Raw genomic sequence first — 25,350 nt, 5'->3', positions numbered from 1 at the left:
CCGGGCACGCGCCTAGAATCGTCTCCATGCCGTCGCGCGATTTCGTTCACCTCCACGTGCACACGGAATACTCGATGCTCGACGGCGCGGCCCGCATCGGCGACCTCATGAAGCGGGCAAACGAGCTCGGCCAAAAGGCCATGGCGACCACCGATCACGGCTACCTCTTTGGTGCCTACGAGTTCTGGTCCCAGGCCACCAAGGCGGGCGTCAAGCCGATCATCGGCCTAGAGGCCTACCTCACTCCCGGCACCGCGCGCTCGGATCGCTCGCGCGTCAAGTGGGGCCAAGAGGGTCAGGCTGGCGACGACGTGAGCTCGGGGGGCGCGTATACGCACGCGACGATGTGGGCGCGAGACACCGCAGGGATGCACAACCTGTTCCGTTTGGCCTCATACGCGAGCCTTGAGGGCCAATACTTCAAGCCACGCATGGACCGCGACCTTCTGCAGCGCTACTCGAAGGGAATCATCGCGACCACCGGCTGCCCATCTGGCGAGGTGCAGACCCGACTCCGCCTCGGCCAGTACGACGCCGCGCTCAAGGCGGCGGGGGAGTTTCAGGAGATCTTTGGCAAGGACTCGTATTACGTCGAGCTCATGGATCACGATCTCGACATCGAGAAGCGCGTGTTCGAGGACCTGCTGCGCATCTCGAAGGACCTGGGTGCGCCGCTCGTGGCCACGAACGACCTGCACTACGCGGCCAAGGAAGACGCTCACACCCACGAGGCGCTGCTGTGCATCCAGTCTGGATCCACGCTCAACGAGCCGACGTATGACCAGGGCGGCAAGCGATTCGCCTTCAACGGCGACGGGTACTACGTCAAGACGGCCGAGGAGATGTGGGCGCTGTGGGGCGACTACCCAGAGGCCCTCACCAACACCCTTGAGATCGCGGACCAGTGCGAGGTCGCCTTCAACACCGCGGCGGACTACATGCCGCGTTATGCCTGTCCCGCAGGCGAGGACGAGCACTCGTGGTTCGTCAAGGAGGTCCAACGCGGCCTGCACGATCGTTTTGGCGAACAGATTCCCGCGCACGTCCAGGCCCGCGCCGACTTTGAGATTGAGGTCATTGCCGACAAGGGCTACCCGGGATACTTCCTGGTAGTTGCCGACTTTGTGAAGTGGTCCAAGGACAACAAGATTCGCGTGGGGCCAGGGCGTGGCTCGGGCGCAGGCTCGATGGCCGCTTACGCGATGGGCATCACGGATCTCGACCCGATCGTTCACCAGCTCTACTTCGAGCGCTTCCTGAACCCGGAACGCGAGTCCAAGCCCGACTTCGATATCGACTTTGATGAGCGTCGTCGCGGCGAGGTGATCCGCTACGTCACGGACAAGTATGGCGAGGACAAGGTCGCCCAGATCGTCACATACGGCACCATCAAGGCCAAGCAAGCGCTCAAGGACTCCGCGAGGGTGCTGGGCAAGCCCTATGCGCTCGGCGAGCAGCTCACCAAGGCGTACCCCGAGCCGCAACAAGGGCGCGACCTCTCACTTGCCTCGGTCTTCGACGAGAAGCACGAGCGCTACAACGAGGGCGGCGACTTCCGCGCCTTGGTCGATTCGGACCCCGACGCGCGCGAGGTCACCGACATGGCGCTCGGCCTCGAGGGGCTCAAGCGCCAGTGGGGTGTCCACGCGGCTGGTGTGATCATGTCGTCGGATCCGTTGATCGACATCATCCCGATCATGCGGCGCGAGCAAGACGGCGCGATGATCACGCAGTTCGACTATCCGACGTGCGAGGCGCTCGGCCTGGTCAAGATGGACTTCTTGGGCCTGCGCAACCTCACGATCCTGGACGACGCCCTCGACAACATCGTCGACAATGGCAAGTCGCCGCTGGTGCTCGAGGACCTCGCGCTTGAGGACCAGGACGCGTTCGACCTCTTGGGCCGCGGCGACACACTCGGCGTCTTCCAGCTCGACGGCGTGGCGATGCGCCAGCTCCTGCGACAGATGCGCCCCGACACGTTCGAGGACATCTCGGCCGTGCTCGCTCTGTACCGTCCGGGCCCCATGGGCGCTAACTCACACCTGAACTACGCCGAACGCAAGAACGGCCGCCAGCAGATCGTCCCGATTCACCCCGAGCTCGAGGAGCCGCTGCGGGAGGTTCTCGACGTCACGTATGGCCTCATCGTGTACCAAGAGCAGGTCCAGCGCATCGCGCAGATCGTCGCCGGGTACACGCTCGGCGCGGCAGATCTGTTGCGTCGTGCGATGGGCAAGAAGAAGCCCGAGATTCTCGCAAAGGAGTATGAGCCCTTCAAGGCCGGAGCCCTAGAGCGCGGCTACTCGGAGGCGGCTATCAAGGCGCTGTGGGACATCCTGGTGCCCTTCGCCGACTACGCCTTCAACAAGGCGCACACGGCCGCCTACGGAGTGCTGTCGTTCTGGACGGCGTACCTCAAGGCGCACTACCCGGTCGAGTTCATGGCGGCTCTGCTCACCTCGGTGGGCACCGACAAGGACAAGATGGCGCTCTACCTGGCCGAATGTCGCCGCATGGGCACCACGGTGCTGCCGCCGGATGTGAACGATTCCAAGGCCAACTTCTCTGCTGTCGGGAACGACATTCGCTTTGGCCTGACTGCCGTGCGCAACGTGGGCGCGAACGTGGTGGCAGAGCTCATGAAGGCGCGAGAGGCGAAGGGCCGCTACGCATCGTTCCCCGACTTCCTCGATAAGGTGCCCGCCTCGGTGTGCAACAAGCGCACGATCGACTCCCTCGTGAAGGCGGGGGCGTTCGACTCGCTGGGGCACACGCGGCGCTCGCTGTCCGTGATCCACGAGCAGGCGGTCGACTCCGTGGTGGGAGTCAAACGCCAGGAGGCAACCGGTCAGTTTGACCTGTTCGGCGACGACAAGGAACTGGGCGGAGGCGTGCGCGTCGAGGTGCCCGACATCCCCGAATGGGACAAGAAGACGCTACTGAACCTCGAGCGGGAGATGCTCGGCCTGTACGTCTCCGACCACCCCTTGTCGGGGTTGGACCATGTGCTCCGATCCGAGGCGAGCCACCAGATTCTGTCGGCGACGGCGCCCGGTGCGGTCGGAGACGGTGAGCAGATCACCTTCGCGGGCCTCATCACTCGCGTGGATCGGCGCATTGCGCGCTCCGGCAACGCCTACGCGCTCGTGGTTCTCGAGGACATGACGGGCGAGGTCGAGGTCTCGTTCTTTGCCAAGACGTACGACACCTACGCCCGCGACCTAGTGGACGACGCCGTGGTGACCATCAAGGTGCGTGCGCGTGAGCGTGGCGACGGCGGTATGCAATTCTCTGCGGTGGAGCTCCGCATGCCCAACATCACCGCGCAAGACAACACGCCGGTGGCGATCACCGTGCCCGCTGCGCGCGTCACGCCTCCTTTGGTCGACGAGGTGAAGGCCATCTTGCGCTCGCACCCTGGCCCCGTGGAGGTTCGGATGGTGCTCACGGGTGGGGAGAAGCCGCTCACGATGCGGCTCGGCAACGAGTTTAGGGTTGCCAAGACATCGGCGCTCTACGGCGACCTGAAGGCCGCGCTCGGCCCCAACTGCCTGTCGAGCTAGTTGTCGCTGGGCGCGAGCAACCAGTCGAGGGCTTGGCGGGCGGTCCAGCCGCCCGGGTGGAGCGCGGCGAGGCGCCGAGGCCCGTCGAGGTTGGCTCCGAGCGTGATGAGGGGCTTCTCGACATAGCCTGTGGCGCGCGTCTGCCCGAGGCCGACGTTGGCCATGAGGGCGTTGCACAGGCACAGGCGACCGGCGGTGTCATCCGCGCCGCCGCCCTTGCGTGCGAAGGGTCTGACCGGCTCGGCCGGGCACCGGTAGCCCACGGCGTCGTTGTCGCGCACGTAGGGAACGCCCAGAAAACCGAGGTCGCACAGGCGGGGGCGCTCCTCGACCGCGCCGGGATCCGTCAGGGAGCCCGCCAACTCGACCACCTTGAAGGGGAAGCCGGTGGGTGAGGCGCGCAGGTCGGTGGTCACCCGCAGCGTTCCGTCCGCCACCCCGGCAACGAGGGCGTCGCGAATGGCGGGCTCGAAGTTCGCGTCGTGGCTCAGGGCGAAGAGGGTTCCGACTTGAACGCCGGCGGCACCCGCCGCCTGCGCGGCAACGAGTCCCTCGGGGGTGCCATAGGAGCCTGCCAACCAGAACGGCAGCCCGATCGCGGCGACCTTCGCAATGTCCGCGTAGTCGCGAGGGCCGAACTGAGGCTCTCCCGACTCGTCGAGGACGACCTTTCCACGCGGCGGCGCGTTGTGGCCGCCCGCCTGCGGGCCCTCGATCACGAAACCGTCGGGACGAATCGCCTCATCGCGCGCGAGGTACTCGGCGAGCACGTGGGCGGAAATGACCGCGAGGAAGAGCGGGCGCTTGAGCGGCGGCAAGGTGACGCCGAGCAGTTCCGATGGGTCGAGCGAGACGGAGAAAGTTCCATACTCCGCACCCTGCACGTCTACCGGAAACTTCACCGAGGAGTGTGTGGCGAGCTGGTTCAGCAGGCGAGGAATCTCGCGGGGGAGGCCCGCGCCCATCACCACGTAGTCGACGCCCGCGAGCATGGCGCCATAGGCCGCCGCAGGGGTGGCCATCTGTACCTTTTCGAGGTAGTTGACCCCCACCAAGCCGGAATGGCCCTCTTTCGCGAGCCACACCTCGACGAAGTTGCCAAGTACCGCGAGTTCTTGGGACGGCCGTTCCTGCGCGACGACAAGCTTGGGAACGGCGGCGTATGGCTCGCCGGAAGTGCGGCCGTCGGGCAGGAAGTATTCCTCGACGGCACGGGCGGCCATGGAGGGCACGGGGAACGCCGCGAGTGCGCGACGCATGTGACCGCCCTTGTCGCCATCCTGGAGCCTGCGTGCGAGCACCATGTCGAGGCCGATGCCTGACACGACGCCCAACTGCCCGGCCTGGGCGACCTGCGAGGCGAGCCGCCACGAGGACACGGCTGCGCCCATGCCGCCCTGGATGATGCGTGGAAGCTTGCGACTCTCCACGGAGTCGGCTTGCTGTGATGCTGCGGTGCTGATCGTCATGGCGAGCCTCTCCAATCCTTTTGGTTAGGGTAACCTACGCAACCGTAGGTAGGGAGGGCGTACGTCCCGTCACTCTTGCGGGGGAGGGCGTGCGGCTCGTCACTCTTACGGGGGAGGCCGAGCGGCCACGGGTTGATCAACCGGTCGGCTTGGTGAGGTCGTACATCGTCACACCGTCGACGGTCTGTGCGGAGAAGTTGTGGCGTACCCAGGTCTCGATTGACGCGAAAACCCGTTTGCCGCCTCGGCCACCAGAACCGGACCTGCCGACGATGTAGTAATGGATCTTGCCATCCGCTACATACGCCTGGAACTGTGCCAGCGTCGGGGAGGGGTCACCACCGCTGAATCCGCCGATCGGCATGACCGACTTGTCGGTGAGCAATTGGTAGGTCGCAGCGGTTTCCGAGCCTGTGGCGGCGACCCACGTGTAGGAGGCCGCGTCCTTCAAGAGGAGCGCGATCACCACGTCGCTCCCAGTCAAGCCGTGGAAGGCGCCGGGACCACGCGAGGTGCCGCCCACGACCGCGGGCCCGGTTTTCACTCCTCCGCCCTCGTGGGGCGTGACGACCGTCTGCACGGTCCAGGCCGTGGGTCCCGCGAGGGCTGCGACCATGGCGAGCACGACGCCCGTGCGGAGAACTTTCGTTCCCAAGCGTCGGCCCAACATGAGGCCCGCCGCGGCGACGAGACCCACCACGAGCACGACCCAGGGCAACCAGGGGTTCCATTCAGGGGACCTTCCCAGGACCACGAATGCCCAGCCGGTCGTGACGAGAGAAACCGCCGCGAGCACGGGCATGGCCCAGCGCTCGGTGCGACGCGTCCACACGAGCCAACCGCCGATGCCAACAAGGGCGCCGATCGATGGCGCGAGGGCGACCGTGTAGTACTCGTGGGCCATGCCGTTCATTAGGGAGAACGTGAGGCCGGTGACCAGGAGCGTCGCACCCCAGATCAACAGGGCGGCGCGGCGAACGTCGGTGCGCTTCGCGCGCCCGACGATCAGCAGGCCAGCGAGTCCGAGGAGCAGTGCGGCAGGGATGAGCCACGCGATGTGGCCGCCGAAGTCACCCGCGAACATCCGCAGCAAGCCGGCGTTGAAGTGCGACACTGCGCCGCCTGGGTGGCCACCTGAGTTTTCCGAGGCGGCCCCGCCGAGCGCGGTACCTGTGTGAGTGGTGGGCGCCGAGTGGCCGAGGATGCGGCTGAGGCCGTTGTATCCGAAGGTGAGGTTGAGGAAGGAGTTGTCGGTCGAGCTGCCGACGTAGGGACGGTTCGCGGCTGGGGTGAGTTCGACAATCGCAACCCACCAACCTGCGGAAACGATCATCGCGACGACGGCGATGAGGCCGTCGCGAAGGCGCCGCCATAGCGACACGGGCGCGGCGATGAGGTAGACGGCCGCGATCCCGGGAAGCACGAGGACGGCTTGAAGTTGCTTGGTGAGGAAACCGAGCCCGACGAGAACGCCCGCGAGCACCATCCAGCGGGTGCGTCCGTTCTCGACGGCTCGCAGGGTCGCGACGACGGCGCCCGTGAGCAGTAGCACGAGGAGCGCGTCGGGGTTGTTGAAGCGGAACATCAGTGCCGCGACCGGCGTGAGGGCCAGCACGGCACCTGCGATGAGCCCGGCTTGTGCGCTGAAGTAGCGGCGCACCGAGGCGTACACGAGCCCGACGGTGGCCACGCCCATCAGGGCTTGAGGCACGAGCATCGACCAGGAGTTGAGCCCGAACACCCGAGCGGACAGCGCCATGACCCACAAGGACGCGGGAGGTTTGTCAACAGTGATCGACGCCCCCGCGTCCGATGCGCCGAAGAGGAAGGCCTTCCAACTCACCGACCCGGCCTGCACGGCGGCAGCGTAGAACCAGTTGGCCCAGCCTGACGCGGACAATTCCCACAGGTACAACGCGCCGGTCACGACCAGCAGAACAAAAAGGGCCGGACGCTCCCAGCGCTTCCTCGGAGAGGGGCTGAACCTCTCGTCGATGATCTCGGCGGGCGGCACCGCCGGCACCGCCGGCACATCGGGCACGGCGGGAGCCGAGGACTCCACGCGTAGGACCGGCGACGGCGCTTCGCCTTCGAGGGCTACGGCGCGGGGGGTAGCAGTAATCGGAGTGCTCCTTCGGTGAGGTGAGTCTCGGCGCGCGCGCCGGTCGGTTCAAGGGTGGCGCGGGCGCCGGTGGGGGTGGCCGCTGGGCGGGGGCGGAAGACCCAACGCCTCAGGAGGACGAAGCGCAGCACGGTCGCTGCGAGGTTGGCGATGACGAGGACGGCGAGTTCAACGGAGTGGGGTGCCGTGGGTGCCGTTGCAGTGAGAAGTGCGAGGGAGCCGGAGGTGAGTGCCCAGCCGAAGAAGAACACGAGCAGGCCTTGGCCTTGATGGCGGGCCGCGTTTGTCGAACCGCGGAACCCGAACGTCACTCGCCTGTTCGCGGCCGTGTTCGCAATCGCGGTCAGCAGGAGCGCGCTGAAATTCGCCGCCTGAGCGCCCATGGGGCCGCGCAGCAGGAGGAAGAGCAACGCGAACGCGAGGGTTGAGGCGATGCCGACGACCGCGAACCGTACGAGCTGGTGCAACAGCGCGGTTTGTGGGGGCGCGTCGGGAGGCACGACGACGCCTTGGACGATGCGTGTTTGCGAGTCTCCGACGAGCGGCAGGTGTTGACCGATTTCGCGAAGCGGCAGCGCTCCGCTCATCAGTTCGCGGCCCACGCGAATAACACCCTTGAGGTCCGCCATGGCGGTGGCGACGATGTCGACGCGCGAGTCGGGGTCGTCGACCCAGTCGACGGGGACCTCGTGGATGCGCAGCCCGGCCCGCTCGGCCAGCACCAGGAGTTCGGTGTCGAAGAACCATCCGGTGTCCTGGACGAGCGGGAGTAACTCGCGGGCCACATCGGCACGGATGGCCTTGAACCCGCATTGTGCGTCGGAGAACCGTGCGGCAAGCGAGGTGCGCAACAGGAGGTTGTAGGAGCGGGAGATGAATTCGCGCTTGGGCCCGCGCACCACCCGGGAGGAGCGTGCCAGACGTGTGCCGATCGCCACATGGGAGTGGCCAGAAACAAGCGGGGCCACGAGGGGCAGCAGTGCGGACAGGTTGGTCGAGAGGTCCACGTCGCAATACGCCAACACCTGGGCATCCGACGTAGACCACACCGTGCTGAGGGCCCGACCGCGACCCTTCGCCTCAAGGCGGACCACCCGAACCTGCGGCAGCTCGGCGGCAAGACGCCCGGCAACCGCATGGGTGCCATCCGTCGACGCGTTATCGGCGATCGTCACCCGCCACGTGAACGGCAACGTGTCCTCGAGATAGGCACACACAGCCCGAACCGAAGCCTCAAGCCCCGCCACCTCATTGAAAACAGGGATCACCAAATCAAGAACCGGACCCGCTGATGCACGCAGGCCGTGCACCTCGTCGTGAGGTTGGAATGCGCCGGAGGGCGCGCCGTACTTTGCTTCGGCCATGCGAACAGTCTTTGCAGGGTCGCTGTGAACTCCGTCAGAGCATCCTGGGAGTTTGCTCAGTGGCCGATGCGTACCGGTGGCGCGCTCAAGGACGGGGACGAGCGGCTGTCGCCGGTAGGCTGGCGGGCGTGTTGAGGCGCATCGATATTCGAGGTCAGAACCTGTCCACCAGGCAGCTCCTGGAGGTGGTGCCGCGCGCCGAGATAGACATCGATGCCGCGCTCGAAACCGTGCGCCCCATTCTGGCCGATGTGCGCGCCAGGGGAGAGGTCGCGCTCCGTGAGTACGGCGACCGCTTTGACAGCGGATCGCCAGCGAACCTGCGAATCGCGCCCGCCGACATCGAGTCCGCGCTGGCGACGCTCGACCCCGCGGTGCGGGAGAGCCTGGAAGAGGCCATCCGCCGGGTGCGCCAGTTCCACGAGGCCACGGTGCCTCCTGCCGTCAGCGTCGACCTTGCGCCGGGTGCGCGCGTGAGCCAGCGCTGGGTGCCCGTGGCGCGTGTGGGGCTCTACGTGCCGGGAGGGCTGGCCGTCTACCCCAGTTCGGTGGTCATGAACGTGGTGGCCGCACAGGCCGCGGGCGTGACCGAAATCGCGGTCACGACGCCGCCACAGAAGGCCTTCGCAGGCGCCCCGCACCCCTCGATCCTCGCGGCGTGCGCGCTGCTCGGGGTGACCGAGGTCTACGCGGTCGGCGGGGCTCAGGCGATCGGCATGCTCGCGTATGGGGCGACCCGCACGGACGGCTCTGTGCTGTGCGATCCGGTTGACGTGATCACCGGGCCGGGAAACGTCTATGTGGCCGCCGCGAAGCGCGCGGTCAATGGCACCGTGGGGATCGACTCGGAAGCGGGTCCGACGGAGATCGCCGTCATCGCGGACGATTCCGCAAACCCGGGCTTCATCGCGTATGACCTCCTCAGCCAAGCGGAGCACGACCCTATGGCGGGCTCGGTCCTCATCACCGACAGCGCAGAACTGGCCGAAGCGGTGGGCGAAAGGCTCGCGAGCATCGTGGGGGTGACCAAACACGACGTGCGAGCCAAGGAGGCCCTCGGCGGAGTCCAGAGCGCGATCATCCTCACCGACAATCTGGAGCAGTCCATCAGGGTGGCCGACGCGTATGGCGCCGAGCACCTTGAGATCCACACCCGCGACGCGGCAGCCGTCGCGGGCCGCATTCGCAACGCGGGAGCGATCTTCGTGGGGCCCTACAGCCCGGTCCCCTTGGGCGACTACATGGCCGGTTCCAATCACGTCCTCCCCACGGGAGGCACCGCGCGATTCGCGAGCGGCCTGGGCGTCACGAGCTTTCTGCGGGCGGTCTCCGTGATCGAGTACGACGAGGCCGCACTGGCCCAGGTGGGCCACAAGGTAATTGCGCTCGCGAACGCCGAGGACCTTCCCGCCCACGGCGAGGCGATCGCCGCGCGGCTCAGTCCGACGAGCGACTGAGCATCGGCCCTCAGCGCGCCAGTAGACTCACGCCCATGACCTTGCCGCTGCGCCCAGAACTCAAGGGACTGTCACCGTACGGAGCACCTCAAGAGGAGGTGGCCGCCAGGCTGAACGTCAATGAGAACCCATATTCACCCCCGCCTGCCGTTGTTGACGCGATCGCCAATGCCGTGCACAAGGCGGCCAGGGGGCTGAACCGGTATCCCGACCGCGATTTCATGGCTTTGCGCGTCGACTTGGCTCGCTATCTGGGCGCCGAGAGTCACGTTGACTTCCTTGAGCCCCACAACATTTGGGCGGCCAACGGCTCCAACGAGGTGATGCTGCACCTGCACCAAGCCTTCGGTGGGCCGGGTCGCATCACACTCACGTTCTCGCCCACGTATTCGATGTACCCCGAGTACGCGCGCGACACCCTCACGGAGTATTTGAGCCTCCCGCGCCGCGAGGACTTCCACCTCGATATCGACCTGTCAGTCGCCGCGATCAGGGAACACAAGCCGACGCTCGTGATCGTGGCGAGCCCGAATAACCCAAGCGGCACCGCCCTTGCGTTGGACGACGTCAAGGCGCTCGCGGCCGCGTGCGCCGAGGTGCCCGGCGGCAGTGTGCTCGTGGTCGATGAGGCTTACGCGGAGTTCCGGCGCAGGGGAGTGCCGAGCGCGGCCTCGCTCTTGCCGGAGACCCCGCACCTGGTGGTCACTCGCACGATGTCGAAGGCGTTTGGCCTTGCAGGCGGGCGTTTGGGCTATCTTGCGGCGAGTCGAGAGGTGGTCAACGCGCTGACGGTTGTGCGCTTGCCGTATCACTTGAGTTCGATCACTCAGGCGGCCGCTCGCGCCGCTCTCGCTCACCACTTGGAGCTCCAGGCACAGGTGGACGAGATCCGAGCCGAGCGCGACGATACCGTCGACTGGCTACGCGCCCAGGGATACACGGTGCCCGAGACGGACGCCAATTTCGCCTATTTTGGACCGCTGAAGGACCGCGACGCCGTGTTCAGGGGCCTGCTCGATCGCGGAGTGCTCATCCGCGTCGTTGGCCCGGAGGGCTGGATGCGTGTCACGATCGGCACCGCGAGGGAAATGGCGATGTTCCGCAACGCACTCCTGGAGGTCACCTCATGACTAGCAACGGCACCGGACGCACGGGCCGCGTCGAGCGCGCCACGAGCGAGTCGAGCGTCCTGGTTGAACTCGACCTCGACGGTTCGGGAGTCACCGAGATCAGCACGGGCGTGCCGTTCTACGACCACATGCTCACGGCGCTCGGCAAACACTCGCTCATGGACCTCAAGGTCCAGGCCACGGGCGATGTGCACATCGATTCGCACCACACGGTCGAGGACGTCGCGATCTGCATCGGCGAGGCCCTCAAGCAAGCGCTCGGCGATAAGGCGGGCATCTCGCGGTTTGGCGACGCGATGGTTCCGCTTGACGAGGCCCTCGCCCAGTGCGTCGTCGACGTCTCGGGACGTCCCTACTTTGTGCACACCGGCGAGCCTGCAGGCCAGGCAACGCACCTCATCGGGGGCAACTTCGCGGGTTCGCTTACGGCGCACGCCTTGGAGTCGATCGCCCACCACGCCGGGGTTTGCGTGCACATGCGGGTGCTCGCGGGGCGCGATCCGCACCACATCGTCGAGGCCCAGTTCAAGGCCCTTGCGCGGGCGCTGCGGGCCGCCGTAGCTCCCGATGCCCGGGTCACTGGCATTCCGTCCACGAAGGGCGCCTTGTAGAAGTGGAGAAGCCGTGAGCGATGACTTTCCTTCGACGTCCGCGGCTACTGCGGCGCTGCTCACGCCGATCCCCAATGGGAAGGTGCTGGCCGCGCTGTTCGGCGTCAATGGCATCAAGGGCCGGGTTCTCGAGAACTCGGCGGGCACGCTCGCGGTGCTTGACGACCCGTCGGACCGCGCGCTTCACGCCGCGGCCGCCATCATCTCGAACTTTGCCAAGGACGCGCCGCTCGTCGCCCTCGTGAGGCGCGACGGTCAGATTACGGCGTGGCGGTACCTCGCGGGCGAGCGCGGGGACACGCAGGCTCCGGGCCTGATCCTTAACGAGGCACCGGGAGTGGTCAGCACCATCATGTCCGGCGCGCAAACGATCGATGATGTCGCCGCCACCCACCCCGACAAGGTGTTCGATGCCCACATGGGCAGGTTTGCGGCGTTCCGGCTGCTGCGGGCGTCGGCGAAGTTAGCCAAGCGCCAGCGTCCGTAGAATTGCCGCATGCCCACCGTCACCGTCTTCGACTACGGCTTTGGCAACGTCCGCTCTGCGGTGCGCGCGCTCGAGCACGTAGGCGCCGATGTCACCCTTACCTCCGATCGCGCTACGGCCGAGAACGCCGACGGACTGGTAGTGCCAGGCGTGGGCGCATTCGCCGCGTGCATGGAGGGCCTGCGCGCCGCCCGAGGCGACCAAATCGTCGGCAGGCGCCTCGCAGGAGGCCGCCCGGTGCTGGGCATCTGCGTGGGGATGCAGATCATGTTCGAGCGCGGCGTCGAGCACGGCGAGGAGGCGGCAGGCCTGCACGAGTGGCCCGGCACGATCGAGCTGTTGCAGGCCCCCGTGATCCCCAACATGGGTTGGGCGCAGGTGACGCCACCAGCCGAGACAGTGCTATTCAAAGGAGTCGAGGACGAGCGCTTCTACTTTGTGCACTCGTATGGCGCGCGCGAGTTCCCGCTTGAACACGACGACACGGGCAGGCTCAAGCGACCGCTCGTGACCTGGTCGGAGGCGGGGGATGGCGCCAATGCCGACCGCTTCGTCGCGGCCGTCGAGAACGGGCCCCTGTGCGCCACGCAGTTCCACCCCGAAAAGTCGGGTGAAGCTGGGTTGCAACTGCTGCGCAACTGGGTTGCCACACTCTGAGCCGATGCCTCCGGGCGCGGGGTGGCCTCGGCGTGCGCGGGGCGATTTCGGTTGGCGCGGGATCTGCGTCGCGTCGATAACTCACTACTGGCGCGACGTTGACCTTCCGGCGCACTCCTGAATGCGCTCGTCCAAGTCAATCTGGTAGTGAGTTTTTGACGAGGGCGAGCGGCAGGCCTCCCGAGCCAGGCGCGGAACGGCACTCATGGGCTGCGCCGGTACCCTTAGATCCGCATGACGCAGTTCAGCCCGCTGCGGATCAACGCTGTGCCGCCCCGCACCGCCTGCACCGCCTGCACCACCCGCACCACCCGCACCGCGACGCCGGGCGCCCGCCCGGCCCCGCCCAAGGAGAGACATGACCGACCTGCCCCGCCTCGAGCTTCTTCCCGCCGTCGACGTGGCCGACGGGCAGGCCGTGCGCCTCACGCAGGGTGCAGCCGGCTCCGAGACGGGATACGGCGACCCGCTCAGCGCGGCCCTCGACTGGGTCAGGGGTGGAGCCGAGTGGATTCACTTGGTTGACCTCGACGCGGCGTTCGGTCGCGGCTCGAACGCCGAGCTCCTGGCGCAGGTGGTCAAGGCAGTGGACGTCAGGGTTGAGATGTCGGGCGGCATCCGCGACGACGAAAGCCTCGAGCGCGCCATGGCCACGGGCTGCGCCCGCGTGAACCTGGGTACGGCCGCGCTCGAGAACCCCGAGTGGACCGCATCGGCCATCGATCGCTACGGCGACCGTGTGGCCGTGGGCCTCGACGTGCGCGGCACGACGCTGGCGGCTCGCGGGTGGACCAAGGAGGGCGGCGACCTGTGGGAGGTGCTCGCGCGCCTCGACGCCGCGGGCTGCTCGCGATACGTGGTCACCGACGTCAACAAGGACGGCATGCTCAATGGCCCCAACCTCGAGCTGCTCGCGCAGATGTGCGCGGCCACCAAGGCGCCCGTGGTGGCCTCCGGTGGCGTGAGCTCGCTCGCCGACATCGAGGCCATCCGCACCCTTACTCCCTTGGGCGTCGAGGGCGCGATCGTTGGCAAGGCGTTGTACAACGGGAACTTCACGCTGCCGCAGGCGCTCGACGTCGCGGGCCGACCCTAGAGTTTTCGTTGCCCAGCATTCTCGCTAGCCAGGGCTTGCGTGACCCAACGCGGGAAGCACTCCGAGCGTTAATGTGAGAGACCGGCATCTACGCATCGTCGATGGGGGAGGGCACATGGGGATCGCGCGCACGGTCGCAACATTCGTCATGGCTTCGGCGGCTCTCGCACTTGCTGGTTGCACGGGAGACAATGGCGATTCCGAGGCGCCGGCACCGACTCAGACCTTCGCGACACCCGCCCGGGTGTGTCCCGAGGAGTTGCCACCGCTGCCCGAGGGCTCGACCGAGTCCTGGGACCTCGCAACAGACGCGCCTGATCTTCCTAAGGCTTCGGCCGCGTGGCTGTGCAAGTACATACAGAAAGACGCTGGGACGGCCGTCAACCATCCGTCGGACTGGGTGTGGTCTCGCGACGGTGAACCGAAGCGGCTTGAGGGCGCGGGGCTGGACGTCGTGGCCGGCCTGCTCAACGACCTCACCGTCTTTCCCGACGGCATGGTCTGTACGGCCGACCTTGGCCCACGGTGGCTCGTGGCGTTCCAGGTGGGCGATGAGGTGTGGGGAGCGACGATCGACGAGTACGGATGTCGCTGGACGCGTCTGACCGAGGACCCATTCACGGTCGCGGCCGGCCACTCCGATGACCCACGCCTGGTGCAAGGGTCGCTGCGGCCGCCCACGGGCGTCCTGGATGACCTCAAGGCCGCCGCGGGTCTGGCCTGACTGTCAGCGGGGCTCAGTAGGCTGGAGCCATGACGGATCACGAGGACTGGGCGCAGGGCGACCCCCTCAAGGAGATCCCCGCGTCCGTCTTCGCGGACGACGACGGCAGCGCCGATGCCCACCTGGCCCAGTCGCTCATTCGTTTCTCTCGCGGCAAGGCGCCCCTCGCGGAGGTGGTCGACTCTCTTGCCTACGCGCGCGTGTTGGTGCCGGTCGTCGCCGAGGGCGAGGAGCGCGTCGTCGGCAAGCATGGCGTGGAACAAGACCACGTGGCTTCGACGGGGGTGGTGGCGCTGCAGGCACCGGACGGGCGCATGGCGCTACCGATCTTCACCGACGTGGATGCGATGCGTGCCTGGAATGCCGACGCCCGCCCCATTCCCGCAGAGGGGCCGCGCGCGGCGCTCGCCGCGGTGGCGGAGGGCTGGAGTGTGCTCATCCTGAACCCAGGGATGGAGACCGTGCTGATTCCGCGACCCGCCGTGTGGGCGCTCGGCAAGGGGGAGCCGTGGCGACCCGCCGTCGTCGATGGCGCGGTGGTTGCCGAGGTCAGGGACGCTATCGCCGACGCGATACCGGTGGCGGGCGTCGTGCGCGCGGTGGATGCACTGCCAGGGCGCGGGGCGGAGGTGGCCGTGGTGCTTTCTCTCGAGCCGGGGCTCGACCGCGCAGGGCTCGACGATGCGGTGCGGAACGTCCATGAGGCCCTCGCCGCGTCGGCCGTCATCGCGGATCGCGTCGATAGCCTCGAGCTGAGGCTCGCGACCGCGTAGACACGCCCTAGCAGGCGGCGGAGTTGTTCGTCCAGCCCGTCGGGTCATCCAGGAGCCCCTGGAGCGACGACGCCGGCCACGCGAGGGCATCCCACTCGGGATCGCCCGCGTAGACGATCGCGACGACCTTTCCGGCCGCGTCGTAGACGGGGGAGCCGGAGCTTCCGTGGTCGATGTGCGCGTTAATCAGCCACACGTTTTGACCGGAATCGCCCAAAGAGTCGACCTCGGTGCCGATGAAGTGACCCTGCGCGACCGTGAGCGCCTGGCCCAATGGGTACCCGACAACCGTCATCGGAGCGCCGTTGGTGGGTACGATCTCGGCCATCGTCGCCGACTCGGTAAAGACATCGTCCAGGTTGAGAAGTGCCAGGTCGGGGGTCTTGGCGATCAGCGAGGAGTTGACCACGTAGTCGTGGCCGTCGTAGGTCGTCACCTCGATGTGCGTCGCGCCCTCCGCGACGTGTCTGTTCGTGATCACCTCGTGCGAGTTGAGGATCCAACCCGAACCGGTGGCCCAGCCTTGGCACGTGGCGACGCGGATTCGCACGGCCAGGTGTTGCTCTGTCGTGAATCCGTCCGATGAGGGGGTGGCGGTCGCGGCCACGGGGGTGGCTTCTGGAATGAATGTGGTCTTGAGCGGACCTGGAGGTGCGGGGATGACGCCGCACGCGGCAACTGCTGCCGCTGCGAGGATCGCGCCCGCGCCAACAGCGAGCCTCATTTGCCGATCTCCGCCTTGAAGTTGGTGTAGTCGTTCTTGATGCCGTTGCAATAGGTGGTGATCTCGGCGGCGTAACCGGCGTTGCTCAGGCCCCTGAAGCCAGTGCCCTGGATGTAGGCGTCGATCACTCGCTGGCGCTGGTCGGCGCAGGTGACCATGGAGTCGACCAGGTTGATCCAGACGGCCTCGTGGTCGACGGCGTTCGCCTCATCGTTGGCGAGGGTCGAGATCCGCGTGGTTGCGGTGTCGAGTTGAGACTGCAGCACGGCCGCGTGCGCCTCGGCGGTCTTCCGTGCGGCGGTCTGGTCCGCGACCTGGGTACCGAGGTCTTGAGAGATCGCAGTGAGGTCGTCCACGCGATTGCTCCACTCATGGGCAACCACCGCCAAGTACACGCACAGGCCCGCGAGCGAGGCGACCGCGAGCGAACCCGCCGTCCACCACAACCAGCGCAGACGCCGACGCGTCGGCTTGGGCCGTAGGGCATCGGCCTCTCGGGGCGATTCGTGAGCGGTGTAGGGGGCCGTGTAGGGAGCGAACGCGGGCGTGCCGCCCGCCTCCAAAGCGAACGTCGGCTCCGCCTCGGGTGATGACACTGGTGCCGGCACGGCGGCGGAATCCTCGCTCATGATTCTCCTGTTCCTCGCCTCAGGACCCTACCGGAGTGGCAGGACGCTGCCCGAGCGAGAGGTGCCCACAACCCGTCGGAGGAAGCCATCGACGGATCCGCGCGCGTGCAATGCGCTTAGGCTTTCCCGCAGTTGTTTGCCTGGGGGACCAGCAGTTGGTCCTCGGCGATCAGCGTACGCAGCAAGGAGACGGGCACCATGAATGACTGGTTGGACTCGTTCTTCGCGTAAATGACGCCCACCACTTCACCCTTCTCGTTGAGCACAGGGGAGCCGCTCGAGCCTGGCTCCACCGGCGCCGTCGTCACCATGACGGTGCCGAGCGACGCGCCGAGCGGGTCCGCAACACTCCCGAGCACCACGCCGGTCACGGTTGTGGGTTTTCCGCCGAGGGGATAGCCGATGACCGTGATCGCGTCGCCCTCCACGGGGTCGGATTGGGCGAGCACGGCGAAGCCGCCGATCGACTGTTCGGTGGTGATGATCGCGAGGTCTGCCACCGCAGTGGCGGAGGCCGCCGTCACGGCAATCGTGCGGCCGTCGTAGGTGGTCACCTGGAGTTCCTTGGAGCCCTCAATCACGTGCCTGTTGGTGACGAGGGTGTGGGCGTCTACCGCAAAACCCGTGCCCGTCTTGATGACAAACGCGGTGCCCGTGTTGGGCGAGTCGCATCCCACGTTGCGGACTCGCACTGTCATGCGTTGGGCCGCTGAGAAGCCGTCGGGGGAGAGATTTCCTTGGGGTGCGGCGACCTCCGACGGGGTCGCCGGCACGTAGTCGCTCGGGAGAGGGCTCGGACTGGCGGGAAGTACTCCACACGCAGCGACGAGTGCCGCCGTTGCCGCCAGGGCGAGAACGCGATACGAAAACCTCATGGGGTGAGAACTTGCTGGAGCTGAACGTTGGAGGTGACCGCGTTGTCGCACTTGATCTTGAGGCTCGCCTCGAAGTCGGTGATTTGGGCGGGGTCGTAGGTAGGAGTGGCGCTGGCAGCGTCCTTCAGGTAGCCGATGAGTTGAGTCTTTCCTTCGATGCACCGATCGAGGGCGTTGGCGACGCCCTTCGCGGTGGACAACGTGGTGGTGAGCTGGTCGATTTGCCTCGCGTAAAACTGGACGTTGTCGCCCTGCTGGGCCGCGCTGGCACCGAGGTCGAGGACCTTCTGCTGAACCGTCTTGAGCTGGCTCGCGAGCTGGTCGTTCTCACCGTGAAGGTTGACCACCTGGGCCTGCTCACTGGCGACGCGCTGCCCGAGGTCGTAATTCTGGGCCTTGACTTCCGTGACCTGCTGCTCCCATTTGAGAGACACGTTGCGCAGGTGGACGATGAGGCCGATGGCCACGGCAAGGAGGATGACCCCTACGGCCGTGACGGCGATCCACAACCGCTGCCGCGACACCGGTATGCGGTCGAGTGCGGTGCTACCCTCGGTGACGGGCGTCAGGACGGTGGTCTCTTCGTTGGCCGCGACGCGGTGCACATTGAAGGGCCCGTTTGGTGGTGTGGTCGTCATTTAACTCACTGCTCCGGTGTACTTCTCTCCGGGCCCCTCCCCAGGTGCGTCAGGCACCACGGATGCCTCTCGAAAGGCCAACTGTACGCTTCGGAGTCCGTCGCGCAGCGCTCGGGCGTGGGTGTCGCCCAAATCGGGCGCCGCACCTGTTACCAAGGCGGCAAGCGCCGTGATGAGGGTGCGGGCCTCGTCCAGGTCCTTGAGGTCCTCTCCCTCCTCCGCGAGGCCGCATCGGAGCGCGGCGGCCGACATGAGGTGCACACTGACGGTGGTGATGAGTTCCACCGCGCTCACGTCCGCAATGTCGCGCGCGAGGGTGGTGCTGGGGTCTTGGGACTCGGGGCTGGTCGTTGAGGGCGTCATGGTGCTATTCTTGTACGCCGACCGGCCGTGGGCTTTCTGCGGCTCGCAAGTGGAGTCACTTCCCACCCTTGGACCAGCACATGGACCGGGGTTTTGGTCTGGGCGAACGCCATGCGTTTGCTCGTACCTGGGTGGCCTCTGCGCGTGATCGGCAGGGGCCTTTTTCTTTGCCCTGGCACATTTTCGACAACGAAGGAGCGAATTATCAACGAGCCCCGCATCAACGAACGCATTCGAGTTCCTGAGGTCCGACTAGTAGGCCCTCAGGGCGAGCAAGTAGGCATCGTCAGGATTGAGGATGCGCTGCGGCTTGCTCAGGAGTCCGACCTCGACCTGGTCGAGGTCGCGGCGAATTCGCGTCCCCCCGTTGTCAAACTCATGGACTACGGCAAGTTCAAGTACGAAGCTGCGGTGAAGGCGCGCGAGGCGCGTCGTAACCAGGCCAACACGGAGATCAAGGAGATGCGTTTCCGTCTCAAGATCGACGAGCACGACTACGAGACGAAAAAGGGCCATGTCATTCGCTTCCTTAAGGGCGGCGACAAGGTCAAGGTCACCATCATGTTCCGCGGTCGTGAGCAGTCCCGTCCAGAAATGGGTAGGCGTCTGCTCCTCAAGCTTGCGGAGCAGGTCACCGAGTTCGCCATAGTCGAGAACATGCCGAGCCAAGAGGGCCGCAACATGTCGCTCGTCCTCGGACCCGTCAAGAAGAAGGCGGAAGCCAAGGAAGAGCAGCGCAAGGCTCGCGAGGCCAAGAAGACGGCAGACGACGCGGCGAGGATCGAGCGCGAGGGTGGCGTTGCTCCCGAAGCAGCTGCGCCCGTGAAGAAGCGTCCGACCAAGGTCGACGAGGTCGCGGCCGACGCGGCAGCTGCCGAAGCGTTCGAGGTTGAAGTAGCTGCGGCCGAAGAGGCGAAGGCTGCGGCCGTCGAGGCCGAAGCGGTTGAGGCTGAAGTGGTTGAGGCTGAAGCGGTTGAGGCTGAAGCGGTTGAGGCTGAAGTCGCCCCGGTCGTCGAGTCGGAGGCCGAAGCGGTTGAGGCTGAAGTCGCCCCGGTCGTCGAGTCGGAGCCCGAAGCGGCACCGGTTGTCGAGGCTGAGGTGGCAGCGGCTGAGGTTGTCGAGGCTGAGGTGGTCGAGGTCAAGAAGGCCGCGCCGGCCAAGAAGCCAGTACCCAAGCCGGTTCCAAAGGCCGCACCCAAGCCGGCACCTAAGCCGGCGAGTAAGCCGGTGAGTAAGCCGGCAAGTAAGGCAGACACGGAGGCGTAACAGCCACCGATCCCATAGATGTCCGGGCGCCAGTCCGGGGAAGTGTGTGCCGAGTCGCATGGCTCGGCCAGACGTGAAGTGAAGGAGGGCAAAGTGCCCAAGAACAAGACCCACTCGGGTGCCAAGAAGCGTTTTACGCTGACAGGAACCGGCAAGGTGAAGCACGCTTCGGCAATGAACGTGCACAAGTTCGAAGAGAAGACGTCGTCGCGCAAGCGTCGCGTTGCCATCGACGGCATCCTGCCCGGTGCCGATGCCAAGAAGATCAAGAAGCTGCTGGGCAAGTAGCCCGAAAGACTGAAGGAGTAACCCCATGGCACGCGTCAAGCGGGCTGTTAACGCCCAGAAGAAGCGCCGTACTACCCTCGAGCGCGCGTCCGGCTACCGTGGCCAGCGCTCACGTTTGTACACGAAGGCGAAGGAGCAGGTCACCCACTCCTTGATGTACGCCTACCGGGACCGTCGCGCCCGCAAGGGCGAGTTCCGCAAGCTGTGGATCCAGCGTATTAACGCTGCGGTCCGCGAAAACGGCATGACCTACAACCGTTTCATCCAGGGCATGAACCTGGCTGGCATTGAGGTCGACCGTCGCATGCTTGCCGACATGGCCGTCAACGACGCTCCTGCTTTCAAGCAGATCGTCGAGTTGGCCAAGAAGGCACTGCCTGCCGACGTCAACGCGCCGGTTGCGTAACATCGCCGTCGTCACATCTCAGCGATGACAGAACGCCCCGCAGGGCGCCACCTTTCCGCGGTGCTCGCGAACCCGCGAGCGGACCGTGTGAAGCAAGTGGCTGCCCTAGCGGGGCGTTCTGCACGCCGCAGGGCGTCGCAGATGATTGTCGAAGGCCCCCAGGCGGTGCGGGAGTTGGTGGCGCATCGCGCCGAGCACGTGAGCGACGTGTACGTCTCCGAGTCGGCCCTCGCCACGCGTGGGCCGTTGTGGGCGATTGCGGAGTCGGCCCTCGAGAAGGGGCTCGCCGTACACCCGGTCACCGACGAGGTGGCGCACGCCCTATCAGCCGACGCTCAAGGCATCGTCGCCGTCGCGGGGCTCGCCGCGATCGTCGGTGAACCCGTTGTGCGAGGAGACCGTTTGGTCGCGATCCTGAGCAACGCGCGCGATCCCGGCAACGCCGGTGCGGCGATTCGCGCCGCCGATGCCGCAGGTGTCGCCACCGTGGTTCTCGCGGGGGAGTGCGTCGATCCCGCCAACCCCAAGGTGATTCGCGCGAGCGCGGGATCGCTCTTCCATGTGTCCGTGATGAAGGTCGCCGCGCTCGCCGACGCCACAGACAGCGCGCGTGAGGCGGGTCTTACCGTGCTCGCTGCCGATGTGTCTGGCGACGTGGAGCTGGGCGTTCCCGGCGCGCTCGAGGGTGCCTCGCCCACCGCTTGGGTGTTTGGCAATGAGGCGTGGGGGCTCTCGGCGGATGAGCTCGCAATGGCGGACCGCGTGGTTCGTATTCCCATTTTTGGTGAGGCCGAGAGCCTCAACCTCGGTACCGCCGTTGCCGTATGCCTTTACTGGTCGGCCTTCGCCCAGCGCCTCTAGCTCGTCACTCCGCGAAACTTAGGCGACATCTACGCCCTGGTAGCCTCGTCGCCGTGACCGATTCCGCGCGCAGCATCATCCCACTGGACCTCGTAGGTGCCAAAGGCAAGGTCGAGGTGACCGGTGCCCTTGGCATCATTGCCAGAGTTCAAATCGACGGAGAGCGGGCACGCCCGCAACGTGGCGGGTGGTCGATTCCGCTCAAAAAGGGCGGCGAGACCAAGCTTCTGGTGAAGGGCTTCCTTCCAGGATTCCAGCGCTTCACCTGGAATGGCGACACGGCACTTCAACTCGGCGCGCACGTGCGTTTGCCGGAGAAGATCGCGATGTTCGCCCCGTTCCTGCTGATGGTGGTGTCGGTATTCCTGGTGCCGATTTCGCTCGCACTGTTCATGATGGGCATCCCGATCGTCAAGAATCCGCTCATGCCGCGCGCGCTACGTGTCGCGATTCCGATCATCAATACGATCGCGGCTTCGATCGCATGGATCGCTCTTGCCAGCATGGTCGGTCCCAAGCACTAGGCGAGTCGGTTGCGGTGAACTTCGGTCGGTGAACTTCGCTCGGTGAACCCCGGGTGCTCGGCTCCGCGGCGCCGTTGCCGTTGCCGTTGCCACTGAGTTTTGCCGTCGCCTTGCCCAGCGCCACCCGCGCGTGGGGGCGGGGCGGGTCGCGGTGCGTGGCTAGGCGGCTTTGTTCCGGGCGGGGTTGTCGGGGGGTGGGCAGAGTTCTTCCGTGACGCCCGGGTTGCTTGGGTTGCTTGGGTTGCTTGGGTTGCTTGGGATGCTCATGTTGCTCAGGTCGCCCCCACCGGCGAGGTTGCCGATGTTGATGGCGGCGAGTCCTCCTGGTCTGGCGCGTCGCGCGGGATCAATCTCGGGCGGGGGGATGAAGTTGACGCGCCCGTGTTCCACTTGAATGTTCCAGCCTTGGCGGTGGATGTCGTGGTGGCATCTGGTGCAAAGCATTACCCCGTTGGCAAGGTCTGTGGGACCGCCTCTTTCCCACCAGTGGATGTGGTGGGCTTCGCAGTGTTCGGGTGGGGCATGACATTTGGCGCAACCGCCGTCGCGTTCGAGTAACGCGAGTCTTTGTGCCGGTGTGAAGAGCCTGACTCGAGCCTGTCAAGTTGTTTGTGTAAGCGGGTGCGGTTCGGTTTTTAGAGGTAGGGCTGGATGCGGTCGGGGTAGGCGATCGCGAGTTGTGAGAGGGCTTGCTTCCAGTTCGTGGTGATCTGGCCTTCGACGAGGCGGCCTTCGGCGTTGCGTTTGACGCCTGGCGCCCGTCCGCGTTCCTTGGCTCGGTCGCGGGCCCGCTTGTCTTCGATGTTGCAGATCGCGAGCCAAAGTAGCTTCACGACGGCGTCATCGGAGGGGAAGTGGCCTCGGTTCTTGATGATTTTGCGTAACTGGTAGTTGAGCGACTCGATCGCGTTGGTCGTGTAGATCACCCGCCTTAGCATGGGTGGGAACGCCAGGAACGGGGTGAACCTGTCCCAGGCGTCCTCGAACACTCGCACCGTGTTCGGGTTCGCGATGCCCAGGTCGGAGGCCGCGAACTCGGTCAGCGCGGCCAGGGCGGCGTCTTCGTCTGCGGCCTGGTAGATGGGCTTGAGCGCGGCAGCGACGGCTTTGCGGGACTTGTAGTTCACGAACCTCATCGCGGAGCGGATCAGGTGCACCACACAGGTTTGAACCGTCGACTGCGGCCAGGTCGCTTCGATCGCTTCGGGGAAGCCAGTCAGCCCGTCACAACACACGATGAGCACGTCCTGGATTCCACGGTTGGCCAGCTGGGCGCACACACCGGCCCAAAACTTCGCTCCCTCGGTGGCCTGGATCCAGATCCCTAATACGTGCTTGATGCCGTCCAGGTCAACACCGACCGCAATGTGTGCGGCCTTGTTGCGCACGTGGGCACCATCACGGACCTTGACCACCAAGGCGTCCAGGTAGATCACCGGGTAGAACGCCTCGAGCGGTCGCTGCTGCCATGCGAGGACTTCGTCGAGGACCTCATCGGTGATCTTGCTGATCGTCTCCCGGCTGAGTTCGGTGCCGATCGTGGACACGAGGTGGTGCTCAATATCGCGAACAGTCATCCCGCCTGCGTAGAGGGAGATGATCATGTCATCAAGGCCACCAAGCCGCCTGGAGCCCTTGGGGACCAACACCGGGGTAAACGACCCGTCCCGGTCCCTGGGGATCGCCAGATCGACATCACCGACACTGGTCGCGACGGTCTTCGCAAAGCTGCCGTTGCGTGAGTTGGAATGCAACCACGCATCCGGGTCGCCCCTGTCATAGCCGACGTGCTCAGTCAGTTCGGCCTGCAACCCGCGTTCCAAGCCCGCCCGTATCAACTGTTGGATCAGGCCATCCCTACCGTCGAATTGGACCTCGCCCGCATCGATCTTCGCGTAGAGGTCATCGAGAGCACCAGAGGCTTCAAGCGCCTGGACACCCTCCCGTTGAGCCCGACCGCGTTCCTCACGCGCCTGCTTATCAATCATGGTCATCAGTGTCTCCACTTTCAGTCAGAAACCCCACCCCTTACACAAACCATCTGACACCCTCCCTGACTCTGCGGCCCAGGTCGAGTACCTCACTCTCGCCGCCCAACACTTCGGCAATGATGCCCGCATCCCCCGCGAGACGGCGCAGTTGACCTACTGAGACGGGTTGGTTGGTGCCGTCAATACTGCCCAAACCGGTCCCCGTGTCGCGGTCGCGCAGGCTCATCCGCACGATGATGGTGGTGCGGATCCCCGACCGGTCCGTTTCCTTGCAGCCCAACGCGTGCCGACAGACCTCAAACAAGGCATCGGCCCGCATCTGACCCACAGTTCTTTGATCACGTTCAGTGGGGTCTTGGTCACGCCTGGCACGGAACTGATGGGTGACGATTTGTTCGATCACGGTACGAATGGGTGCTGCTGTGACGGCGTCGAGTTTGCCGGTGAAGGTGACCATCCCGGTGTGGTCTTCCTTCCACGCCACGAACCGTTCCGCGTGTTGGCGTCTCTCACGTTCCTCGTGGCCGGCAAGGTCAGCGCGTGCCACCGCGTGGGCGACCAGGCGCCGCACCTCATGCACCGCCAAATGCACCGCCCGGTCCACCAGGCGACGCTCCAACTCCTGCAACCGTTCACTCGGCACCCGTTCCGCAAGGGTCTCCAGCCCTGCGGTGATCAACCCCGCCGCATCAACGGCCAGATCACCCGCGTGGGCGGCCTGTGCCACCGCGGGATAGCGGGGCGCAGGTGGGGTGGTGGACTGGGTGGGTAAGGACCCATCGGGCGACGCAACCAACACCACCGCCGGCATGAGCGCGAGCCCTGCCTCAATGGAGCGCATCGCACCCGCGGTCGTCCCACCCGTCACCCGGGCAACCATCGCCCCCGCGGAACCAAAACCCTGCCTTCGTGCCAAACCACCACCTGGCAGGTCGGGGGCGGACCTGCGCGCGACATCACCCGCGAAACGCGCCCCCCACGTCCCAACCAACCGCTCGAGCCGTCCAAAAGCATCGTGCGCCTCCAAGAAAGCAGCATCCGGAAGGTCCGACACGTCACGGCGCGCGAGCACACTCACCAAGGCACTCACCCTGGCAATCTCCGCCGCGTCGATGGCCATAACAACAGTCAACCAGCAGGGTCAGACAACCACCTACCAGGCACAACACCCTGTGGAGACACCACCAACACACATCCTGGGCACGACAGGCGATAGCCCGCCCCGAACGGTACAGATCAAGCCACCACGCAACAGGACAAGCCCAAAACCGGTACAGATCAAGCCACCACGCAAGCAGACCCGCCCAAAACCGGTACAGATCAAGCCGC

Annotated in this window: 25 protein-coding genes; 14 read left to right on the top strand and 11 right to left on the bottom strand. The window is 66.0% G+C overall.

Annotation, left to right across the window (positions count from 1 at the left end; translation table 11 throughout):
• The first annotated feature begins 26 nt into the window (after positions 1 to 26).
• Positions 27 to 3,566, top strand: a complete 3,540-nt coding sequence (gene dnaE, locus BKA03_RS09250) for a DNA polymerase III subunit alpha (RefSeq protein WP_062076137.1) — start codon at positions 27 to 29, stop codon at positions 3,564 to 3,566.
• Here the strand turns inward: dnaE and BKA03_RS09245 are convergent.
• From BKA03_RS09245 to BKA03_RS09235, 3 genes are all read right to left on the bottom strand, one after another.
• Positions 3,563 to 5,035: a nitronate monooxygenase gene (locus BKA03_RS09245; RefSeq protein WP_062076138.1), complete on the bottom strand. Its 1,473-nt coding sequence runs from the start codon at positions 5,033 to 5,035 to the stop codon at positions 3,563 to 3,565. The genes dnaE and BKA03_RS09245 overlap by 4 nt on opposite strands.
• A gap of 136 nt (positions 5,036 to 5,171) precedes the next feature.
• Positions 5,172 to 7,076 (bottom strand): ArnT family glycosyltransferase, encoded by a 1,905-nt coding sequence (locus BKA03_RS09240; protein WP_238579477.1) that lies wholly within the window; start codon positions 7,074 to 7,076, stop codon positions 5,172 to 5,174.
• A gap of 56 nt (positions 7,077 to 7,132) precedes the next feature.
• Positions 7,133 to 8,521 carry a bifunctional glycosyltransferase family 2/GtrA family protein gene (locus BKA03_RS09235; protein ID WP_179398072.1) on the bottom strand — a complete coding sequence of 463 codons (1,389 nt, stop codon included), beginning with the start codon at positions 8,519 to 8,521 and terminating at the stop codon, positions 7,133 to 7,135.
• Positions 8,522 to 8,649: 128 nt separating this feature from the next.
• Between BKA03_RS09235 and hisD the strand changes: the two genes are divergently transcribed.
• The 8 genes from hisD to BKA03_RS09195 all read left to right on the top strand — a co-directional run bounded on the left by hisD (position 8,650) and on the right by BKA03_RS09195 (position 15,456).
• Entirely contained in the window at positions 8,650 to 9,978 is a 1,329-nt protein-coding gene (gene hisD / locus BKA03_RS09230; RefSeq protein ID WP_062076218.1) for a histidinol dehydrogenase, read from the top strand.
• 2 nt (positions 9,979 to 9,980) lie between these two features.
• Positions 9,981 to 11,108, top strand: coding sequence for a histidinol-phosphate transaminase (locus tag BKA03_RS09225; RefSeq protein ID WP_373366742.1), 1,128 nt, complete (start codon positions 9,981 to 9,983; stop codon positions 11,106 to 11,108).
• Complete coding sequence (gene hisB / locus BKA03_RS09220; RefSeq protein WP_062076220.1) at positions 11,105 to 11,719, top strand: imidazoleglycerol-phosphate dehydratase HisB; 615 nt, start codon at positions 11,105 to 11,107, stop codon at positions 11,717 to 11,719. Before BKA03_RS09225 ends, hisB begins: the two co-directional genes overlap by 4 nt.
• A 13-nt stretch (positions 11,720 to 11,732) precedes the next feature.
• Positions 11,733 to 12,206, top strand: a complete 474-nt coding sequence (locus tag BKA03_RS09215; protein WP_062076221.1) for a hypothetical protein — start codon at positions 11,733 to 11,735, stop codon at positions 12,204 to 12,206.
• Between the two features lie 9 nt (positions 12,207 to 12,215).
• Positions 12,216 to 12,863, top strand: coding sequence for an imidazole glycerol phosphate synthase subunit HisH (gene hisH / locus BKA03_RS09210; protein WP_062076222.1), 648 nt, complete (start codon positions 12,216 to 12,218; stop codon positions 12,861 to 12,863).
• 358 nt (positions 12,864 to 13,221) lie between these two features.
• Entirely contained in the window at positions 13,222 to 13,959 is a 738-nt protein-coding gene (gene priA / locus BKA03_RS09205) for a bifunctional 1-(5-phosphoribosyl)-5-((5-phosphoribosylamino)methylideneamino)imidazole-4-carboxamide isomerase/phosphoribosylanthranilate isomerase PriA (protein WP_062076223.1), read from the top strand.
• A gap of 115 nt (positions 13,960 to 14,074) precedes the next feature.
• Positions 14,075 to 14,683: a hypothetical protein gene (locus tag BKA03_RS09200; protein WP_062076224.1), complete on the top strand. Its 609-nt coding sequence runs from the start codon at positions 14,075 to 14,077 to the stop codon at positions 14,681 to 14,683.
• A gap of 29 nt (positions 14,684 to 14,712) precedes the next feature.
• Positions 14,713 to 15,456 carry an SseB family protein gene (locus BKA03_RS09195; RefSeq protein WP_062076225.1) on the top strand — a complete coding sequence of 248 codons (744 nt, stop codon included), beginning with the start codon at positions 14,713 to 14,715 and terminating at the stop codon, positions 15,454 to 15,456.
• 7 nt (positions 15,457 to 15,463) lie between these two features.
• Here BKA03_RS09195 and BKA03_RS09190 read toward each other — a convergent pair whose 3' ends face one another.
• The 5 genes from BKA03_RS09190 to BKA03_RS09170 form a co-directional block, all read right to left on the bottom strand.
• Complete coding sequence (locus tag BKA03_RS09190) at positions 15,464 to 16,180, bottom strand: S1 family peptidase (RefSeq protein WP_062076226.1); 717 nt, start codon at positions 16,178 to 16,180, stop codon at positions 15,464 to 15,466.
• Positions 16,177 to 16,809 (bottom strand): hypothetical protein, encoded by a 633-nt coding sequence (locus BKA03_RS09185; protein WP_062076227.1) that lies wholly within the window; start codon positions 16,807 to 16,809, stop codon positions 16,177 to 16,179. Before BKA03_RS09185 ends, BKA03_RS09190 begins: the two co-directional genes overlap by 4 nt.
• A 116-nt stretch (positions 16,810 to 16,925) precedes the next feature.
• Positions 16,926 to 17,684, bottom strand: coding sequence for a S1C family serine protease (locus BKA03_RS09180; protein ID WP_062076228.1), 759 nt, complete (start codon positions 17,682 to 17,684; stop codon positions 16,926 to 16,928).
• Positions 17,681 to 18,322 (bottom strand): hypothetical protein, encoded by a 642-nt coding sequence (locus tag BKA03_RS09175; protein WP_062076229.1) that lies wholly within the window; start codon positions 18,320 to 18,322, stop codon positions 17,681 to 17,683. The genes BKA03_RS09180 and BKA03_RS09175 overlap by 4 nt, the downstream gene beginning before the upstream one ends.
• A complete protein-coding gene (locus BKA03_RS09170; protein ID WP_062076230.1) occupies positions 18,323 to 18,685 on the bottom strand; it encodes a DUF1844 domain-containing protein in 363 nt (120 codons plus the stop codon).
• Between the two features lie 111 nt (positions 18,686 to 18,796).
• On the opposite strand from BKA03_RS09170, the gene infC reads away from it, so the two are divergent.
• From infC to BKA03_RS09145, 5 genes are all read left to right on the top strand, one after another.
• On the top strand, positions 18,797 to 19,951 hold the full coding sequence (gene infC / locus BKA03_RS15560) for a translation initiation factor IF-3 (protein ID WP_083972116.1): 1,155 nt from the start codon (positions 18,797 to 18,799) through the stop codon (positions 19,949 to 19,951).
• Between the two features lie 93 nt (positions 19,952 to 20,044).
• Positions 20,045 to 20,239 carry a 50S ribosomal protein L35 gene (gene rpmI, locus BKA03_RS09160; protein ID WP_062076231.1) on the top strand — a complete coding sequence of 65 codons (195 nt, stop codon included), beginning with the start codon at positions 20,045 to 20,047 and terminating at the stop codon, positions 20,237 to 20,239.
• 25 nt (positions 20,240 to 20,264) lie between these two features.
• Positions 20,265 to 20,645, top strand: a complete 381-nt coding sequence (gene rplT, locus BKA03_RS09155) for a 50S ribosomal protein L20 (protein WP_062076232.1) — start codon at positions 20,265 to 20,267, stop codon at positions 20,643 to 20,645.
• Positions 20,646 to 20,669: 24 nt separating this feature from the next.
• Entirely contained in the window at positions 20,670 to 21,506 is an 837-nt protein-coding gene (locus BKA03_RS09150) for a TrmH family RNA methyltransferase (protein ID WP_062076233.1), read from the top strand.
• Positions 21,507 to 21,559: 53 nt separating this feature from the next.
• Positions 21,560 to 22,030 (top strand): hypothetical protein, encoded by a 471-nt coding sequence (locus tag BKA03_RS09145; RefSeq protein ID WP_062076234.1) that lies wholly within the window; start codon positions 21,560 to 21,562, stop codon positions 22,028 to 22,030.
• 159 nt (positions 22,031 to 22,189) lie between these two features.
• Here the strand turns inward: BKA03_RS09145 and BKA03_RS09140 are convergent, their stop codons facing one another.
• From BKA03_RS09140 to BKA03_RS09130, 3 genes are all read right to left on the bottom strand, one after another.
• A complete protein-coding gene (locus BKA03_RS09140; RefSeq protein ID WP_373366741.1) occupies positions 22,190 to 22,522 on the bottom strand; it encodes an HNH endonuclease in 333 nt (110 codons plus the stop codon).
• A 143-nt stretch (positions 22,523 to 22,665) separates the two neighbouring features.
• On the bottom strand, positions 22,666 to 24,018 hold the full coding sequence (locus BKA03_RS09135; RefSeq protein ID WP_179398184.1) for an IS256 family transposase: 1,353 nt from the start codon (positions 24,016 to 24,018) through the stop codon (positions 22,666 to 22,668).
• Between the two features lie 40 nt (positions 24,019 to 24,058).
• Complete coding sequence (locus tag BKA03_RS09130) at positions 24,059 to 25,141, bottom strand: DUF222 domain-containing protein (protein WP_179398071.1); 1,083 nt, start codon at positions 25,139 to 25,141, stop codon at positions 24,059 to 24,061.
• Positions 25,142 to 25,350: the final 209 nt, after the last annotated feature.

It is taken from the genome of Demequina lutea (assembly GCF_013409005.1).
GTDB lineage: Bacteria > Actinomycetota > Actinomycetes > Actinomycetales > Demequinaceae > Demequina > Demequina lutea.
Note: the sequence above shows the minus strand (reverse complement) of the source record. Positions and strands in the feature narration are given on the sequence as shown.

Bases quoted from the DNA above. Each gene is read 5' to 3' on its own strand.
- BKA03_RS09235 (WP_179398072.1), bottom strand. From the start codon at position 8,521: ATGGCCGAAGCAAAGTACGGCGCGCCCTCCGGCGCATTCCAACCTCAC.
- BKA03_RS09190 (WP_062076226.1), bottom strand. From the start codon at position 16,180: ATGAGGCTCGCTGTTGGCGCGGGCGCGATCCTCGCAGCGGCAGCAGTT.
- hisH (WP_062076222.1), top strand. From the start codon at position 12,216: ATGCCCACCGTCACCGTCTTCGACTACGGCTTTGGCAACGTCCGCTCT.
- BKA03_RS09130 (WP_179398071.1), bottom strand. From the start codon at position 25,141: ATGGCCATCGACGCGGCGGAGATTGCCAGGGTGAGTGCCTTGGTGAGT.
- BKA03_RS09135 (WP_179398184.1), bottom strand. From the start codon at position 24,018: ATGATTGATAAGCAGGCGCGTGAGGAACGCGGTCGGGCTCAACGGGAG.
- BKA03_RS09180 (WP_062076228.1), bottom strand. From the start codon at position 17,684: ATGAGGTTTTCGTATCGCGTTCTCGCCCTGGCGGCAACGGCGGCACTC.
- BKA03_RS09170 (WP_062076230.1), bottom strand. From the start codon at position 18,685: ATGACGCCCTCAACGACCAGCCCCGAGTCCCAAGACCCCAGCACCACC.
- BKA03_RS09185 (WP_062076227.1), bottom strand. From the start codon at position 16,809: ATGAGCGAGGATTCCGCCGCCGTGCCGGCACCAGTGTCATCACCCGAG.
- BKA03_RS09200 (WP_062076224.1), top strand. From the start codon at position 14,075: ATGGGGATCGCGCGCACGGTCGCAACATTCGTCATGGCTTCGGCGGCT.
- BKA03_RS09175 (WP_062076229.1), bottom strand. From the start codon at position 18,322: ATGACGACCACACCACCAAACGGGCCCTTCAATGTGCACCGCGTCGCG.
- BKA03_RS09195 (WP_062076225.1), top strand. From the start codon at position 14,713: ATGACGGATCACGAGGACTGGGCGCAGGGCGACCCCCTCAAGGAGATC.
- dnaE (WP_062076137.1), top strand. From the start codon at position 27: ATGCCGTCGCGCGATTTCGTTCACCTCCACGTGCACACGGAATACTCG.
- rplT (WP_062076232.1), top strand. From the start codon at position 20,265: ATGGCACGCGTCAAGCGGGCTGTTAACGCCCAGAAGAAGCGCCGTACT.
- infC (WP_083972116.1), top strand. From the start codon at position 18,797: ATGCGTTTGCTCGTACCTGGGTGGCCTCTGCGCGTGATCGGCAGGGGC.
- priA (WP_062076223.1), top strand. From the start codon at position 13,222: ATGACCGACCTGCCCCGCCTCGAGCTTCTTCCCGCCGTCGACGTGGCC.
- BKA03_RS09245 (WP_062076138.1), bottom strand. From the start codon at position 5,035: ATGACGATCAGCACCGCAGCATCACAGCAAGCCGACTCCGTGGAGAGT.
- hisB (WP_062076220.1), top strand. From the start codon at position 11,105: ATGACTAGCAACGGCACCGGACGCACGGGCCGCGTCGAGCGCGCCACG.
- BKA03_RS09150 (WP_062076233.1), top strand. From the start codon at position 20,670: ATGACAGAACGCCCCGCAGGGCGCCACCTTTCCGCGGTGCTCGCGAAC.